The following is a 17559-nucleotide window of genomic DNA, read 5'->3' as shown; positions in this document are numbered from 1 at the left end:
GTACCAACCCTAGTTGTTAAAGAGCCAAAGATTTCCTGAGGATTTGATTCGATCGTTATTACGCTAATTTGCTTGCAGCTGCGTCATCAAGGATGATAGTCACATCCGGATGGTTTTGGAGCACACTTGCAGGCACGTCAATTGTTATTTCGCCGTTAATGGTATTGGCAATCGCTTCTGCTTTTGCTTCACCATAAGCGATTAAGATCACTTTTTTGCTCTTCATTATTGAGCCGATCCCCATTGAAATGGCTGTTGTTGGGACGTCTTCGATTTTTTCGAAGTTACGTTTGTTCGCGTTGATCGTTGATTCTGTTAACTCAACGACTTGTGTTGGCGCGTCAAACGGCGTACCAGGTTCATTAAAACCAATGTGGGCATTTTCGCCAATACCAAGGATTTGAATATCGATGGGATGATTCGCTAATATTTCTTCGTAATGACGACATTCAGCCGCTAAATCTTCGGCTTTACCATTTGGCACATACGTTGCTTTAAATGGTTTTTGGTTAAATAAATGGCTATTCATGAAGTACCGGTAACTTTGATCGTTATCGCCACTTAAACCGATGTACTCATCTAAGTTGATGCTGACGCAATTTGAAAAGTCGACATCACTTTTTACCATCTCTTGGTATAACGTTTCAGGTGTACTACCGGTCGCGAGTCCTAGCACTTGCGCGCCATTTTCGATTCCTTCTTTAATCAGTTCAAACGCTTTTTTTCCGCCTTCTTCAGCGTCTTTCACTCGAATAATCTTGAACATTTAAACACTCCTCTGATTTTTTGTCGCATTCATTGTACCATCGAACCTTCGTCTCTTCAATCGCTGTTTTTCTTAACGACGACGATTGCGTTGGCTACCTTCCATAATAACAGGTAAAATCACCGGACGACGCTTCGTTTGGTCAAATAAGAAACGACTTAACTGGTCGCGAATATCTTGTTTTAATTTTGCCCATTCAAAGTCTGGATCGACTAAATGTTTTTCGACAATTTGCTCGACCATGTCGCTACCTTCACGCAACAAATCACGGTTGGCTTTTACGTAGACAAAGCCTCGAGTAGTAATTTGTGGTTTTGAGAGAATTCGTTTTTCACGGCGGCTGATCGTCACAACTGCCACAAAAATACCGTCTTCTGATAAGACTTTGCGGTCTTTTAAGACAATGTTTCCGATATCGCCAACACCAATTCCATCCACCATAATGTTGTCAGATGGCACGGAACTTGATAGTTTAAATTCGCCATTAATTAACTCAAAAATATCGCCGCGTGCTGCGATAAAAATATTGGATTTTGGAATTCCGACTTCTTCGGCTAATTTCGCATGTGCTGAAAGCAAGCGGTACTCACCTTGAATTGGGAACATGTATTTTGGTTTCATGAAATTCATCATAAATTGTAAATCAGCGGGACCTGCATGACCAGAGACACGGTAATTATCAGAAATGGTTTTAACCGTTCCACCTGCGCGATAAATAATATCCTCGGTTTTGGCCATGACTGTTTCCATGGCAATCGTTGGTGTCGTCGCAATATAGGCTAAATCGCCTTCTTTCACACGAACCGCGCGATGCGAGCCACTCGCCATTTTTTGTAAGGATTTAATGGGCTCACCCATTTGTCCAGTTTCTAAAATCAGAATTTCTTCATCGGCATAATTTTTCATTTCTTTTAACGTGACGAGTAAGTTTTCATCGGGTAACGTTAATTTGCCGAGTTTCATGGTTGTTTTAATGATACGACCAAAGTCTTGTCCCGTTAAAACAACTTTACGACCGGAGCGATACGCAGCATCCAGTACTTGTTGCAGGCGTTGTAAATTGCTTGCGACACAGGCCACAATAATACGACCTTCCCAGTAGCGAATGTTGTCATAGACTTCATCGGCAATTTGTAACTCTGAAGCGACCGTCGCTGGATTTTCCGCATTACTTGAAGTGCTAAGTAGTGCTAAAACGCCTGATTGTCCAATCTCTGCTAAACGTGCAAAGTCTGTTTGGTACATCGGAATCGCCGTTTGATCAAATTTAAAATCACCGGTATACACGATACTACCTTCGGATGTTTTTAAACTAATCCCAACTGAATCGGGAATGGAGTGTGTCGTTCTAAAGAAACTCACGACAGAACTGCCAAAATCAATTTCGGTTTTGCAGTCAATCACATGAAATTCTTTAAAATGTTTGGATGGTTCATAGCGTTGTACCGCAAGTTTTGCTAACTCGATCGTTAATTCCGTTCCAAAGACTGGCACTTCTAATTTTTCGAGTAAGTACGGTAAGCCACCAATCGCATCGGCATGCCCGTGAGTTAAGAAGACGCCTGCTACACGATCCGCGTTTTCTTCTAAATACGTAAAGTCTGGAATGACCGTATCGATTCCTAATAATTCATTTTCTGGATAGCGTAAGCCACAATCCAGAACAAAGATTTCCTCTTCAATTTCGGCGATATACAAATTTTTTCCATTTTCTCGGACACCGCTTAAAGGAATAATTTTAATTGAACTCAAATTGTTCACCTCTTATTTTTTATTGGTTATTTATGTTCTCTGACAAAAAAATCCCATCACTTATTATTATACACGAAATATCAGGAAAAAGTATCTGTGCTCCTTGAAAATCAAAAAAAACTGGAACAATGGTTGCTTCCAGTTTTCTGTTACGATTGATTTTACTCATTGAAAATACGTAACTTTCGTGTGAATTGGGTTAAATTAGGGCTAATTCATGCATTTTTTCCGCAATTTGAATCGAATTTAAGGCTGCACCTTTGAGTAAGTTATCTGAAACAACCCATAGATGGAACCCTTTAGGATTATCTAAGTCACGGCGAATACGTCCCACGAAAGTACCTTTTTGGTCGATACTGTCAATCGCTTGTGGATAGCGTTGTCGACTTGGATCATCGACTAATTCCACACCTGGCGCTTTAGCCAAAATCTCTTGAATCGCTTGGACTGTCGTTTCTTCTTTCAGTTCAATATAAATGGATTCTGAGTGGCCATTAACGATTGGTACTCGAACACAGGTCGCTGCCACTTTAATGCTCTCATCGCCCATGATTTTTTTCGTTTCATTGATCATTTTCCATTCTTCTAACGTGTAACCCTCTTCGCCAAAGACGTCGATTTGCGGTAACGCATTAAAAGCGATTGGATAATGTTTTTTATCGCCACCTGAAGGTAAAATAGTCGCGGTTAATTCCGTTAATGGTTTACCGTCTAAGTATTCTTGTACTTGATTTTCTAATTCGGCAATCGCTTTCGCACCTGCGCCTGAAACGGCTTGATACGTGGACACGATGATTTTATCTAATCCAAAGGCTTGACGAAGCGGTTCTAACGCGACCATCATTTGAATGGTTGAACAGTTAGGATTCGCGATAATGCCTTGATGCGTTTTTAAACTTTCCGGATTCACTTCGGGCACAACTAACGGAATGCCTGGAACCATACGGAAATGACTTGTATTGTCAATCACCACAGCTCCTCGTTTGACTGCTTCTGGTGCGAAAATTTCAGAAATACCGCCACCTGCACTAAATAACGCAATATCAACGCCTTCAAATGAGTCGGCGGTTAATTCTTCAATTGTCAGTACTTGATCCTTAAAAGCCAATGTTTTACCGGCTGAACGTTTTGAAGCTAAGGCTTTCACATGTTCAATTGGTAAATTTACCTCTTGTAATAATTCGAGCATTTTCGTTCCAACGGCACCTGTTGCGCCAACAACCGCAACTGTATATTTTTTCCCCATTTCCACAACTCCTCATTTTCTAAAGATTCTTTCATTATTTTATCATAAAGCAATCTTTAAGTACATGGTTCTAAGCGCAAGCTCCAGTATGTAAGCGTTTGTTTTATTCATTTTGTGTGAAAAGTCGAAAAATTCAAACGAACACTTTTTTTAACTCGAATTCTAACGATAGCGTCTCCTTGTTGAAAACAAAAAAATCCCTCTATCATGTGAAATCCCACACGAAAAGCCTTGTCTGATAAGGTTCCACACGCGTGCAAATAGTTGAGAAAATAACGATTTCCAGTTATAATACAGGTGAGAAGAATTTTGGGGAAGATTCTTCACAACGTGCATCAACGTTTCAAAAAAGAAGCTAGCGAAGGTTAGCTTCTTTTTGAGTGGGGAATCTTCCTGCGTATTATCTTTCTATCAGTCGTTTTTTTTGTTATTTTTGTTTTTGTGCTCGCAAATAGCGTGCGATTGTTTTGATTGAAGCCAACTTTTTATTCGTTGGTTTCTTTTTTTGCCTTTAGATAGTTCGTGAATAGTCTTGACGCTATTCATCGCCACAAATTGCAGAAACAAAAAAGAGCTTCCTTTTTCGTCACTTGAAAAGGAAGCTCTTTTTGATTATTTCACTGCACCATCGGCTACGCCTTTGATGATTTGTTTTTGCATAAAGAAGTAGAAAATGATAACTGGTAAAATCGCAATGACTAATCCCGCTAATGCTAGGTGCCATTGTTTCGTGTATTGTCCAAAGAAGAAGAACATCTTCAACGGAATCGTTTGCGTTGTTGGTGAATTGATTACGAGTGATGGTAAGAGATAATCGTTCCAAATCCACATCGTGTTCAATACGGCAACGGTAACGGTTGTTGGTTTTAGCATTGGGAAAATCACTTTCCAAAAGACTTGCCAACGACTCGCGCCATCGATAATCGCGGCTTCATCTAGCGCACGAGGAATCGACTTCATCGCACCGTGATATAAGAAAATGGACATACTACCACCAAAACCTAAATACATGAAGATAATCCCAATTTGGTTGAGCATTTGGGCTTTCCCAAAAAGTGCGACTAAGGGAATCATCACCGATTGGAATGGTACAAGCATCGCTGCGACAAACACCATAAAGGTAATTGTACTAAATTTTGATTTGATCCGTTCTAACGCGTAAGCTGCCATCGCCGAAAAAATCACGATAACGATAACGGAAGAGACCGTAATGAGTAAGGAATTCGCTAATGTCCGGATAAAGTCCAATTGACGAAAGGCTTCCGGATAGTTTTCAAAAGTGAATGCTTCTGGGAATTTCAAGGGATTGGTAAAAATCTCTTGTTTGGTTTTAAATGAGTTGGTTACCATTAAGTAAAACGGAATCAGCCAAACAAGACCTAGGGCTAGGCCAAGAAAAGCTTTTCCTAATTGCTTTGAGCCTTGTTTCATTATGCTTCAACCTCTTTTCTTTTTGTCAGATAAACTTGCGTTAAGGAAATAATCGCTACACACAAGAAGAAGATAACGGCTTTGGATTGGGCGTACCCCATTTTATTTTCTAAAAAAGCGGTATTATAGATGTTCATTGCGACCATTTGCGTGGATTTATACGGTCCACCATTTGTTAACGATAAGTTTTGATCGTAAAGTTTAAAGGAATTTGACAATGTCATAAATAAACTTACGGTAAAACCAGGCATAATCAGTGGGAATTTGACGTGCCAGAATTTTTGGAATGCAGAAGCGCCATCTAAGTCAGAAGCTTCTAATAAGGCATCGTCCACGCTTTGTAAATACGAAATGTAAATAACCATCACGTAACCAGACATTTGCCAACACATGACGATGACCATTGCCCAAAAACCTGTTTCGGGTGTCGACAGCCACGTTTTTAAGCCGGTGGAGTTCAAGACGTCTCCAATAGCTGAAAAGGCGTTAATAAAAATAAATTGCCAGATGAATCCTAAGATTAAGCCCCCAATTAAGTTAGGCATAAAGAAGATCGTCCGTAATAAATTGGCTCCTTTAAATTTATTCGTAACAAGCAATGCCAGTCCTAGTCCAATGGCGTTAATTAAGATGATTGCCACAAAAGCAAATTTGGTAGTAAACCAAATCGATGTCCAAAATTCTTGGTCTTTTAATAGTTTCGAATAATTACTAAAACCGACGAGTGCTGCTTCAGAAACCCCATTCCAATCGGTGAATGAATAATAAATGCCATAGAAAAACGGTATTACGACTACAATGAACAAGGCGATAATGACTGGCGCTGAAAATAAATAAAACCAAGTTTTCTTTTGATGTGTCATGTTCTTTCCCCCATTTTAATTTAAAAAAGAAGCGAGAGAGTCAAAGGCTTCTCTCTCACTTTCTTTCCATTATTCTCTTATTCTCTTTCTTCTGCCCATTTCGTTTTCGCTACATCTTCCACTTCAGCCCATGTTGCTTCACCTGCAACATATTTTTGGATTTCAGCACCAAGTGTTTGTTCTCCCCATCCTGCAGGATAACCCATGAATACCCATCCAGTTGTGTTGCCTTCCGTGTAGTAAGTGTAAACGTCTTTTGATAATGGATCTGAGATTTTTTCAGTGTCATATCCTTTATATGCTGGTACAAATTTGAAGTCTTCTAAGACGATTCGTTTGCCTTCTTCTGTTGTGTATAAGTAGTCTAAGAAATCTTTTGAAGCTTGAACTTCCGCTTCGCTACCATTTGGATTCACACCCCAGTACATTGGTACGCCGACTGGAATCGTGCCTTCTGTTACCCCATCAATTGGAATTGGCAGTAAACCAATATTTTCAGCTAGTTCAGGATTTACACTGGCAATCGTTGGATATACCCAGTTTCCTTGTTGCGTCATCGCAACTTTACCATTTGAGAATAGTTGTTCGATTTGTTGTGAGTAGTCTAAACTATTCGCTGGTTGCACGGAATATTTGTTACTGATATCGATGTATTTTTGGAATTGTTCGCCGTATTTGAATTCAACTGTCTTAGAATCAAAAGCTTTCATTACGTCGTTATCAAATTCTGCATTCAAGAAGGCATTGCCTGAGTGTAAGCCCGTAATCCATAGTTCTTTCGCAGCTAGGGCAAATGGTGCATCTAGGCCTAACTCTTCTTTTTTGCTGTCTAATGTTTTAGCGGCTTCTTCTAAATCCGTTAGGGTTTTGATTGTAGTAGCATCAATGCCTGCTTCTTCAAATATAGCTTTGTTATAGACCACACCATATCCTTCGATGTTATAAGGTAATCCTAGAACTTTTCCATCTTTTGTCGCACCGGTTAACGTGCCTTCAAGGGCTTGATTCGCCGCTTCGGTATCACTTAAATCGGTTAAATTGTCAACCCACATCGTCACATCTTCTGGTCCACCGATGTTATAGATGTCTGGTTCGTTTCCTGAAGAGAATTTTGATTTGAGAGCGGCACCGTAATCGGATCCACCACCGACTGTTTCGATGTTAATTTTGACATTTTCATTTTCGGCTTCGTATTGTTTTGCTAACGCCTCAAATTGATCCTTGAATTCGACTTTAAACTGGAAGATGTCGATTTCGACGACTTCGCCACTTGCACCCTCGTCTGTGCCACTTGCGTCAGCTGCACTATTGTTTGTTTCGCTAGCATTGCCACAAGCTGCAAGCGTTGTTAGTGTCAAACCTGCTAATAAAATACCTGAACCAATTTTCTTCATACGTTTATTTAACATGATAAAGCCTCCCTGTATTTGATAAGTTTATTATGCAACCGATTGCGATAAAAAGCAAGCGTTTTCTTGTATTTTTTAAAAATATTTGTTTTCGTTGATTCAAAAGGACTTTAACGCAATAAAGTTCATTAAATCGATTGATTCAATGAACTTTATATTTTCTAACATATTATTTTTACGCAACCGGTTTTGTTATGATTTATTATTGATAATGACAAAACCCTTTGGCTCGATGTGATACGTTTGGTCTTCTTTCGTTACTAGATGATTAAAACATTCTTCTCCTGCAGCTTCCACCGTGATTGTTTCTTCACCCGTATTAAAGATTCCCTGAATCACTTGTTCGTCAAGATGACGTTCAAACCAGATGAGACCATTTGTTTGATCGACTGCGTGCCAGTAAACACGGCCTTCCGATAAACAAGCGGCTTCTTTGCGACGAAGCGCAATCAATGACTTCGTAAAGGCTAGGAGTTCTAAATCTTGATTTTCTTCTTCCCAAACCATACATTTCCGACAATCCGGATCATTCGCACCAGTCATGCCGATTTCATCGCCATAATACAAGCACGGTACCCCTGGTTGAATGTAGGTAAAGGCCATCACTTGTTTCATTAAGTCTTTGTCTTCGTTCGTTTCCGTTAATAAGCGAGCGGTATCATGGGAATCCAAGACGTTAAACTGCATTTGATTGGTTTGATCCCGGTAAAGCATCAATTGTTGGTTAATTTCAGAGACCATTTTCGGTAGTGAAAGGTCTTCTTTGACGAAGTAACCTAAAATCGCATCGGTATAAGCATAGTTCATGACTGCGTGGAATTCATCGCCTTGCAGCCAGTTTTGCGAAGAATGCCAAATTTCCCCTAGTATATAGAAGTCTTCTTTGGTTTCATCACAGACTTGACGGAATTTTTTCCAAAACGCGTGGTCGACCTCGTTTGCCACATCTAAGCGCCAGGCATCGATATCGTATTCTCCAATCCAAAATTTCGCAATCTCAAGTAAATGCGCTTGCACTTCTGGATTCGCGGTATTTAATTTTGGCATATGCGGCGTAAAGGCAAAAACGTCATACGTTAAATCTTCGGCATTTTCAAAATCTTTGCCTTCGGTATACGTTACCGGGAATTCCCGCACGTAAAACCAATCCGCATAGGGCGAATCGGCACCGTTCTCAATGACATCTTGCCACTGTGGCGATGTATCTCCGATATGATTGAAGACCGCATCAAGCATGACTTTAATGCCGCGCTCATGACAAGCCTCCACGAGTTCTTTAAAGAGTGCACCATCTCCAAAAGCGGGATCCACTTTTAAATAATCAATTGTGTCGTATTTATGGTTTGAACCTGCCTCAAAAATCGGACAGAAATACAACCCGTTAATGCCTAAGTCTTCTAAATAATCCAGATTATCGAGCACCCCTTTTAAGTCGCCCCCAAAGAAATCTTGGCGATCAGGATCTTGACTGCCCCACGGTAACGTGCCTTCTGGGTCATTTGACGGATCGCCATTGGCAAAACGTTCTGGGAAAATTTGATACCAAACCGTTTCTTTCACCCACGCAGGTGCTTTAAAACGATCGACTTCTTGGAAATACGGCATTCTGAAATAATTATTTGGCATCGCTAAGGTTTTTTCATTTAATGGATAAATCCCGTGATCGCCATAAAAGGCCATTAAGCCATCTTCACCTTCTAAGGTAAATCCATAAGCTAAGCGTTTGGATTCAGCTGTCACTGCGATAAACCAATAATCGAAAAGATCCGTCGAAAGAATTTTCTCCAGCGGTTGCGGTGTTTCATGACACCACTGATCCACTAGATACGGATCACCACTCACTAAATGGACGCGCGCGACGTCTCCTTTAGCGGTACGAATGCGTAAATGTAGGGTTTCTGAGTCATATAGATAAGCAAATTCACTTTCTGGTCGATGATAAATTGCAGCTGTGTTCATAAACAACACTCCTTCTCATTTTTGCTTATTATGCCACATCAGGGAACGAAATGCAACAAAGTGAGAAACCGATTGCGTAGGCGATTCTCATTAAACGAAAGACTTTGTGAAAGGGTTTACCACTTTATTAAAAGTTGATTTTACTATTATTGATTGAAATCTAAAAATATCTTTTTACTGGAAAAATGAGAAAAGGTATTGACTATATTTGCAATCGGTTGCATAATATTGTTGTAACTAATTTTATTACACGGAGGGATTATTTATGAAGAAAAATTGGAAAAAATATTTAACAAGTGGACTCGTTTTAAGCGCATCAACCGTATTATTAGCAGCATGTGCGAGCGGTGGCGGCGGGGCAAGCAGTGCGGCACCAGATGAGAGCGCTTCAGGAAGCAGCGCAACAGAAGAAGTAAAAGTTGAAGGAAAAGTCAAAGTTTGGATTGATACTGAACACGTTGAAACCTTTAAAGGGATTGTCGCTGATTTCCAAACAGAATTTCCAGATGTTGAAGTTGAAATCGCTGCCGGAAGTTCTGCCGATGCAAAAACTGAAGTTTCAAAAGATCCAAAAGCAGCAGCGGATGTTTTCATGATGCCTCATGACCAAGTTGGGCAAATGGCCGAGGCTGGACTTCTTTATCCAAATACAAAATATGCAGATGAAGTGAAAGCAAATAACGTGGACTCTGCGATTGAAGGCGCAACATGGGACGGCGAGTTATACGGCTACCCTTATGGAGTGGAATCACAAATTCTTTACTATAATAAAGCAACCCTTTCAGAAGATGATGTGAAATCTTGGGCAACAATGACTGAAAAAGGCAAAATCGGTGCAAACCTTGGCGAAGCAGGTGCGAACTATGTCTTCGGACCACTCTTCATGAGTAATGGTCTGTACTTATATGGTGAAACGGGTGAAGATCCAAATGGAACAAACTTTAATACAGAACCAGGTGTCGAAGTTTTACAATGGATTGCCGATCAAAAAAATAACCCAGGTGTTATTCAATCAAATGCTGAAGCGTTATCAAACTTAGAATCTGGCGTAACTGATGCATTCCTTTCTGGTCCTTGGTCTAAGAATGACGTTGAAAAAGCGTTAGGTGAAAACATGGCAGTTGCCGCTTACCCAACAGTTGATTTTGGGAATGGCGAAGTGCAAATGAAAGCTTTCTTAGGGGTTAAATTGTTCGCAGTTAACCAACAAACTGAAGCACCACTTGCAGCAATGGCATTAGCGAACTACTTATCAAACGAAAGCTCTCAATTAGTTGAGTTTGAAAAAATGGGCGTTATTCCATCAAACAAAGCTTTACAAAGCAATGAAGCGATTACAAAAGATGCCGTTGCGAAAGCGGTAATGGAAATGTCTCAAACAACTCACTCAGTTGTAATGCCTAAGATTCCAGAAATGGTTTCATTCTGGCCTGCAATGGATGCGGTTATCAATGACACTTACAAAGGAAATATTAAACCAGCAGATTACATGACAAAACTCGATGCACTTGTTACTGAAACTGCAACGATTTCTGAATAATCAATCAAAAGACGAGATGAGGCATTCATCGATCCAGGCGATGCCTCTTCTTTTTTTTAATTCTAGACGAAAGTGAGTCGATAGCATATGTTCAACAGAAAAAAACATCTGCCACAACTTTCCTTTATCGAATTGTTTAAAGAAGGCGACCTCGCGACGAAACTCTCCTTTATCGTCATGGGTAGTGCCAACTTTGCCAACAAACAATGGTTAAAAGGAATTATATTTCTCGCAACGCAAATTGGATTTTTATTTTGGTTTATTTCAAATGGGATTATCGCACTGAGTATGCTCTCTCATTTAGGAACGGTTGAACAAGGGTTAGTAATGGATGACCGGTTAGGCATTCCGATTTTACAAGAGGGTGACAACTCCATGTTGATATTATTATTCGGGATTGCTGCCATTATATTATGTGTTGTGATGCTCATCTTGTATATCGCAAACTTAAAGAGTGCCCGCTATTTACATGAATTAAAACAAAAAGGCCTCCCTGCTCCAACAACGCGGGAAGATTTGAAGAGTTTGTTAAATGAGCGATTCCACGCAACGTTAATGACGATTCCGTTACTTGGGGTCTTACTCTTTACGGTTTTACCTTTGTTATACATGATCTCGATTGCCTTTACGAATTATGATCACAATCACTTACCACCCAAAAATCTCTTTACTTGGGTTGGTTTGAAAAATTTCGGTAACGTGTTAAACGGAAAAATGGCTGGTACGTTTTTCCCAGTACTTGGTTGGACGTTAACGTGGGCAGTCCTTGCTACCGTTACGTGTTTCTTCTTCGGTGTCCTACTTGCACTCTTAATTAACACAAAAGGCTTAAAATTCAAAGGCTTATGGCGCACGATTTTCGTGTTAACGTTAGCTGTGCCACAGTTTATTTCATTATTAGTGATGCGCAACTTGTTAAATGGTGCGGGTCCGATCAACGCGACGTTGATTCGTTGGGGCTGGATCGATGCGGCCATTCCGTTTTTAACCGATCCGAACTGGGCGAAAATCACCGTGATTGTCGTCAACATGTGGATCGGGATTCCGGCAACGATGCTCGTTTCGACCGGGATTATCCAAAACTTACCAACCGATCAAATCGAAGCCGCGCATATTGATGGCGCGAATGCTTTCCAAATTTTCAAAAATATCACGTTCCCACAAATTTTATTCGTGATGACGCCAGCTTTAATCCAACAGTTTATTGGAAATATCAATAACTTTAACGTGATTTTCCTCTTAACGGGTGGCGGACCAACGAACTCAGACTTTTACGGAGCAGGTTCGACTGACCTGTTAGTGACTTGGTTGTATAATTTAACGGTGAATACACTCGACTACAACTTAGCATCTGTTATCGGTATTTTAATCTTTATCTTATCAGCAGTCTTTAGTTTATTTGCTTACACAAGAACGAATTCATTTAAGGAGGCGTAATCGATGGCGCAAGAAAAGAAAATCAAGAGTTACAAAGCAAAACGCAAATGGACCTTAACTTCGTCATATACGGCGCTCATTGCCTTATCCATCGTTTGGTTATTCCCGATTGTATGGATTGTTCTGACGAGTTTCCGGGGCGAAGGTGGCGCGTTTGTGCCGTATATCATTCCTAAAACTTTTACACTTGAAAACTATCGCATTTTACTCACGAACGCCACGGGTAACTTTCCGTTTGTTCGCTGGTTCCTCAATACGTTATTTGTGGCAACCATTAGCTGTATCTTATCAACGTTCATCACGATTGCGATGGCGTACGCGTTATCTCGTTTACGTTTCCGCCTAAGAAAACCATTCTTAAAAGTCGCATTAGTCTTGAATATGTTCCCAGGATTTATGAGTATGATTGCTATCTACTATATTTTAAAAGCATTAGGCTTAACAGAAACATTGTTTGCCTTAATCTTAGTTTATTCTTCTGGCGCGGCACTAGGATTTTATATCGCGAAAGGATTCTTTGATACCATTCCGATGGCGCTTGATGAATCCGCGATGATTGATGGGGCAAATAAATGGGAAATCTTCACACAAATTACGTTGCCTCTTTCTAAACCAATGATTGTCTACACATCATTAATGACCTTTATGGGACCATGGATGGACTTCATCTTTGCGAAAATCATCATGGGCGATAAAGTTCAAAACTATACGGTTGCGATTGGTCTATTCACCATGATGACTCGTACAACAGCCAACTCATTGTTTATGGCGTTTACCGCAGGGTGTGTGTTGATTGCCATTCCAATTACGATTTTATTCATCTTCATGCAACGCTTCTACGTTGAAGGCATTACTTCAGGATCAGTGAAGGGATAAGCAAAATGAACCAACGGGCTTTGGCCTGCTGGTTCGTTTTTTTGCGCTCTTTTAAAAGTATTATTAACGGTATTTCAGGCTCCCCTTTTGGGTTCTTTGTCAAATCGTGATATTTTGCATGATCCATACAATTAAGGAGGACCTCGGTTCTTCTTTTTTTATCCATTGATTTTGAAGCTCAATGGCATAGTGAATCGCTCCCTTACGAAAAAATTTATTGGAGGGGAGAGCCGTGGGACCGCCTCGAGCCTGTATCCGTAACNAGCGCGAGATTCCATCAACACTATTTGCCGAAAGAGCCCTAAAAACCCCCTTCAGGAGAATCAACGCCTGAGGGGGGTCACTGTTATTTTGTTTCTAAATCGTGTAAGAACAAACCACTTAATAATTTTGGTTCGAACCAGGTTGATTTTGGTGGCATGATTTCGCCAGCATCTGCTACGGCAAGTAGATCGCTCATTTGAGTTGGATACATCGCAAAGGCTAAGTTCCATGCACCACTATCGACGTGTTTGACGAGTTCTTCTGAACCACGAATGCCGCCGACAAAATCAATGCGTTTGTCACTACGGATATCCATAATGTCAAAGATTTCTTCAAAAACGTGTTTTTGTAAATAAGAAACGTCTAAGCTATCGATTAAATCAGCTGGGATTTTTTCAGTTGGAATAGTTAATTGATACCACTTTTGATCCAAGTACATTTGAATTTGTCTTGGTTCACGCGCTTTATTTTCAGTTGTTTCTTCCACAATGAAATGTTGTTTAAGGATTGTCATAAAGTCTTCTGGTAACGGAACATTTAAAATCCGGTTGTACTCTAAAATTTCAAGTTCTTCGGCTGGGAATAAAATCGACAAGAAGAAATCACTCTCGGCACTATCCGTTCCATTCGCCCGTTTTTCAAGTCCTACTTTAACCGCTGATTCACTACGGTGATGTCCGTCAGCAATATATAACGCATCAACCTCTTCAAAAAGCTGACTCAATCGTTCTGTCGTTCTTTCGTCGTCGATTAACCAGACACAGTGATGAACATCATGATAGCTCTCAAAATCATACAGCGTGGCATGGTTTTTCTTCCACTCTTCAATAATCGTTTGGATTTCAGCTTCTTTGCGATACGTTAAGAAAATCGGACTCGTATTGGCATCGCAGGCTTTCATATGGTTGATCCGATCAATTTCTTTTTCGTAACGCGTAAATTCGTGTTTTTTAATTTTACCCGCAATATAATCATCAATTGACGTACATGCCACAAGCCCTGTTTGGCTACGACCATTCATCGTTAATTGATATAAATAAAAATTCGGATGATTGTCTTTGACTAGCCACCCTTTTTCCAAATTCAGCGCTAAGTTTTCCGCTGCTTTTTGGTAGACTTCTTCACTGTATGGTGACACATCTTCTGGTAAATCAATTTCAGCTTTATCGATGTGGAAATAGCTATAGGGATTGTTCTGCGCTAATTCCTTTGCTTCTTGCGAGTTGACAACGTCGTAAGGTAACTCCGCAATCTTGGCTGCATAAGCAGGCTTTGGACGTATTCCTTTAAATGCTTTGACTAACACCATTCGTTAAAGACCTCCGTATTTTTAATCGTACGCACGCGAATCATGTGCTCTTTGCCTTCTAAGTGACGTTTCACTCTTTGCATAATCGCGTCGTCTTGGACATTGACGTCAACTAACGTATAAGCAAAGTCGCCACGTCCACGATTGATCATATTATCGATATTAATGCCTAGTGAGGCAATTTCGGTTGAAATTTGACCTAAGACATTTGGCGTGTTCTCGTGAATAATCGTGATGCGATATGGTGATTGGAAACTCATTTCGACCGTTGGGAAGTTAACGGAACGCTTGATGACACCTGTCTCTAAGAAGCGTTTTAAGGTACGAGCGGCCATTTTTGCACAGTTGATTTCGGCTTCTTCCGTCGACGCACCTAAATGTGGTAAGACTAAAATTTTCGGATTATGAAGCAGTTTGCTATCGGCAAAATCGGTCGTAAAGCCACCTAATTCATCGGCATTGATCGCTTTTAAGACCGCATCGGTATCCACAATTTCACCACGAGAGAAGTTAAATAATCTTGTTGTTGGTTTCATCAAGGCGATTTCTTTTTCCCCGATTAATCCACGAGTCGCCTCGGTTAACGGCACATGAACGGTAATAAAATCACATGTCGTAAAAATTTCTTCAATTTGTTGTGCCCGTTTTACTCGACGTGAGATGGTCCATGCCGTGTCGACAGAGACATACGGATCGTAACCCATGACTTCCATACCTAAACGATACGCGTCGTTGGCAATCATGGCCCCAATTGCCCCTAATCCGATGACCCCAAGACGTTTGCCTTCGAGTTCATTACCGGCAAATTGTTTTTTGTTCGCTTCTGCGACTTCTTCTAAATTGTCGCCTTCTAGTGATTGTACCCAGTTTGCTCCTTGTAAAATCGGACGTACACTTAATAATAAACTCGCCACGACTAATTCTTTGACGGCGTTCGCGTTTGCTCCTGGCGTATTAAAGACCACTACACCGGCTTTGGTTAACTCCTCAACTGGAATATTGTTCGTTCCAGCTCCTGCCCGTGCAACGGCTAAGACGGACTCAGGAAAATCGTAGCCATGTAATTTTTCACTTCGTAAAATAATCCCATGAGCTGCTTGATCTTGATCAATGGTGTAATTTTCATCTTCGAAACGCGCCATACCTTCTGGAGCAATTGCATTAAACGTTTTAATATGAAACATTTATTTTCCCGCCTTTTCTTCTTCAAATTTTTGCATGAGCGCCACGAGTGCTTCAACGCCTTCTTTTGGAAAGGCATTATAAAGACTCGCACGCATGCCTCCAACACTACGGTGACCTTTTAAGTTAAGCATCCCTGCTTCAAGTGCACGTTTATTGAATTCTTTGTCCCAATCGTCATTGCCCGTTACAAATGGAATATTATTAATGGAACGGTCTTCTTTGGCTACGGGACTCGTAAAGATATCTGACGCATCGATGGCATCGTAAAGTAATTGTGCTTTTTCTTGATTTTTCGCGAGAATGCCTGCGACGCCACCTTGTTCTTCTAACCATTCAAAAACAAGTTTTGCAATATAAATACCGTACGTTGCCGGTGTGTTGTACATGGATTTGTTTTCGGCATGAATTCGGTAATCGAGCATTGGGGCAAAAATGGGTTCGTCATTTAATAAATCATCGCGAATAATCACCACGGTTAACCCAGATGGCCCAATATTTTTTTGCGCGCCGGCATAAATCACGCCAAAATCCGTGACTTTGTAATCATTTGACAAGATATTTGATGACATATCCGCAACAATCGGCACGTCACCAGCATCAGGAATCTCATTAAAGGCGATTCCGCCAATCGTTTCATTCGTTGTAATATGTAAGTAAGCCGCGTCTTGATCGACCATGTCGCGGGTAATTTTTGGTACGTAGTTAAAGTTTTCATCTTTGCTTGAGGCAATGACTTCAACTTCCACGCCATCAATGGCTTGCGCTGCTTCAATGGCTTTTTTCGCCCACGCGCCTGTATTAACGTAGAGCGCTTTTTTTCCTTTGGCAAGGTTTAAAGGCAACATTGAAAATTGTAAACTTGCGCCGCCTTGTAAAAATAGGACGTGGTAGTTTTCTGGAATCGCCATCAACTGACGTAAGCGTTGTTCGGCTTCATTGATGATGCTTTCATATAAGGAGGAACGATGGCTCATTTCCATTACGGACAGCTGACTTCCTTGGTAATCTAATAGTTCTTCTTGTGCTTTTTTTAGAACAGATTTTGGTAAAATGGCTGGACCTGCTGAAAAGTTATAAACGGTCATGATGTTCTCCCCTTTTAATATGATGTAACGTTTATTATAGCAAAGTTACGGAGTGAATGGCAACAAAATCCAATCATTTTTTTAATTAAAATGAAAATCATTCGTCTTTTCCCCGGAAGTCTTTTTAAAACGGGCTTCAGCTCACGTATCTTATGGATTTTCGGGAATGTTTGGAATGGCTATTAATTGGTTGGAGAGTACCCTTAATCTCGTTTTGATCAACTTATAAGGCATCTCTTGTTTTGGACTAGGAATTTCTGACAGAATTTTGGGGGCGTTTTTGATAGCACTGGGACCGTTTCGAGCCTGTTGTAGTTACTGAAGCGATCTCGCAATCCACCCACACAAGCTGATTTTTCGTAGGGTAGCGCGAGATTTCATCAATACCAATTGACGAAGAGACAAAAAAAAGAGGCTGACCCAAAAGTCTCTTTTAA

13 protein-coding genes are annotated in these 17559 nt (G+C 40.6%); 3 read left to right on the top strand and 10 right to left on the bottom strand.

Annotation, left to right across the window (positions count from 1 at the left end):
* Window positions 1-58 precede the first annotated feature (58 nt).
* From RU93_RS11405 to RU93_RS11375, 7 genes are all read right to left on the bottom strand, one after another.
* On the bottom strand, window positions 59-766 hold the full coding sequence (locus RU93_RS11405) for a glucosamine-6-phosphate deaminase (RefSeq protein WP_071875757.1): 708 nt from the start codon (window positions 764-766) through the stop codon (window positions 59-61).
* Window positions 767-838: 72 nt separating this feature from the next.
* Entirely contained in the window at window positions 839-2518 is a 1680-nt protein-coding gene (locus RU93_RS11400) for a ribonuclease J (RefSeq protein WP_071875756.1), read from the bottom strand.
* 199 nt (window positions 2519-2717) lie between these two features.
* A complete protein-coding gene (locus tag RU93_RS11395) occupies window positions 2718-3764 on the bottom strand; it encodes an aspartate-semialdehyde dehydrogenase (RefSeq protein WP_071875755.1) in 1047 nt (348 codons plus the stop codon).
* 612 nt (window positions 3765-4376) lie between these two features.
* Complete coding sequence (locus RU93_RS11390) at window positions 4377-5195, bottom strand: carbohydrate ABC transporter permease (RefSeq protein ID WP_071875754.1); 819 nt, start codon at window positions 5193-5195, stop codon at window positions 4377-4379.
* Window positions 5195-6058, bottom strand: a complete 864-nt coding sequence (locus tag RU93_RS11385; protein ID WP_071875753.1) for a carbohydrate ABC transporter permease — start codon at window positions 6056-6058, stop codon at window positions 5195-5197. Before RU93_RS11385 ends, RU93_RS11390 begins: the two co-directional genes overlap by 1 nt.
* Before the next feature lie 77 nt (window positions 6059-6135).
* Window positions 6136-7467 (bottom strand): ABC transporter substrate-binding protein, encoded by a 1332-nt coding sequence (locus RU93_RS11380; protein WP_084131438.1) that lies wholly within the window; start codon window positions 7465-7467, stop codon window positions 6136-6138.
* 192 nt (window positions 7468-7659) lie between these two features.
* Entirely contained in the window at window positions 7660-9426 is a 1767-nt protein-coding gene (locus RU93_RS11375) for a glycoside hydrolase family 13 protein (protein WP_071875752.1), read from the bottom strand.
* A 265-nt stretch (window positions 9427-9691) separates the two neighbouring features.
* On the opposite strand from RU93_RS11375, the gene RU93_RS11370 reads away from it, so the two are divergent.
* From RU93_RS11370 to RU93_RS11360, 3 genes are all read left to right on the top strand, one after another.
* Window positions 9692-10966: an extracellular solute-binding protein gene (locus RU93_RS11370; protein ID WP_071875751.1), complete on the top strand. Its 1275-nt coding sequence runs from the start codon at window positions 9692-9694 to the stop codon at window positions 10964-10966.
* Between the two features lie 87 nt (window positions 10967-11053).
* Entirely contained in the window at window positions 11054-12403 is a 1350-nt protein-coding gene (locus RU93_RS11365) for a carbohydrate ABC transporter permease (protein WP_071875750.1), read from the top strand.
* A gap of 3 nt (window positions 12404-12406) precedes the next feature.
* A complete protein-coding gene (locus RU93_RS11360) occupies window positions 12407-13279 on the top strand; it encodes a sugar ABC transporter permease (protein WP_071875749.1) in 873 nt (290 codons plus the stop codon).
* Between the two features lie 346 nt (window positions 13280-13625).
* Here the strand turns inward: RU93_RS11360 and RU93_RS11350 are convergent, their stop codons facing one another.
* The 3 genes from RU93_RS11350 to serC are packed head-to-tail and all read right to left on the bottom strand — an operon-like array spanning window position 13626 to window position 17122.
* A complete protein-coding gene (locus RU93_RS11350) occupies window positions 13626-14852 on the bottom strand; it encodes a DUF1015 domain-containing protein (RefSeq protein ID WP_071875747.1) in 1227 nt (408 codons plus the stop codon).
* Window positions 14843-16036, bottom strand: a complete 1194-nt coding sequence (locus RU93_RS11345) for a 3-phosphoglycerate dehydrogenase family protein (RefSeq protein ID WP_071875746.1) — start codon at window positions 16034-16036, stop codon at window positions 14843-14845. The genes RU93_RS11350 and RU93_RS11345 overlap by 10 nt, the downstream gene beginning before the upstream one ends.
* On the bottom strand, window positions 16037-17122 hold the full coding sequence (serC, locus tag RU93_RS11340; protein ID WP_071875745.1) for a 3-phosphoserine/phosphohydroxythreonine transaminase: 1086 nt from the start codon (window positions 17120-17122) through the stop codon (window positions 16037-16039). It lies immediately after the preceding gene.
* Window positions 17123-17559 lie beyond the last annotated feature (437 nt).

The organism is Enterococcus aquimarinus, assembly GCF_001885765.1.
GTDB lineage: Bacteria > Bacillota > Bacilli > Lactobacillales > Enterococcaceae > Enterococcus_I > Enterococcus_I aquimarinus.
Note: the sequence above shows the minus strand (reverse complement) of the source record. Positions and strands in the feature narration are given on the sequence as shown.

Excerpts from the sequence above, each read along its gene's own strand:
- RU93_RS11405 (WP_071875757.1), bottom strand. The coding sequence starts at position 766 with ATGTTCAAGATTATTCGAGTGAAAGACGCTGAAGAAGGCGGAAAAAAA.
- RU93_RS11395 (WP_071875755.1), bottom strand. The coding sequence starts at position 3,764 with ATGGGGAAAAAATATACAGTTGCGGTTGTTGGCGCAACAGGTGCCGTT.
- RU93_RS11390 (WP_071875754.1), bottom strand. The coding sequence starts at position 5,195 with ATGAAACAAGGCTCAAAGCAATTAGGAAAAGCTTTTCTTGGCCTAGCC.
- RU93_RS11385 (WP_071875753.1), bottom strand. The coding sequence starts at position 6,058 with ATGACACATCAAAAGAAAACTTGGTTTTATTTATTTTCAGCGCCAGTC.
- RU93_RS11380 (WP_084131438.1), bottom strand. The coding sequence starts at position 7,467 with ATGTTAAATAAACGTATGAAGAAAATTGGTTCAGGTATTTTATTAGCA.
- RU93_RS11375 (WP_071875752.1), bottom strand. The coding sequence starts at position 9,426 with ATGAACACAGCTGCAATTTATCATCGACCAGAAAGTGAATTTGCTTAT.
- RU93_RS11370 (WP_071875751.1), top strand. The coding sequence starts at position 9,692 with ATGAAGAAAAATTGGAAAAAATATTTAACAAGTGGACTCGTTTTAAGC.
- RU93_RS11365 (WP_071875750.1), top strand. The coding sequence starts at position 11,054 with ATGTTCAACAGAAAAAAACATCTGCCACAACTTTCCTTTATCGAATTG.
- RU93_RS11360 (WP_071875749.1), top strand. The coding sequence starts at position 12,407 with ATGGCGCAAGAAAAGAAAATCAAGAGTTACAAAGCAAAACGCAAATGG.
- RU93_RS11350 (WP_071875747.1), bottom strand. The coding sequence starts at position 14,852 with ATGGTGTTAGTCAAAGCATTTAAAGGAATACGTCCAAAGCCTGCTTAT.
- RU93_RS11345 (WP_071875746.1), bottom strand. The coding sequence starts at position 16,036 with ATGTTTCATATTAAAACGTTTAATGCAATTGCTCCAGAAGGTATGGCG.
- serC (WP_071875745.1), bottom strand. The coding sequence starts at position 17,122 with ATGACCGTTTATAACTTTTCAGCAGGTCCAGCCATTTTACCAAAATCT.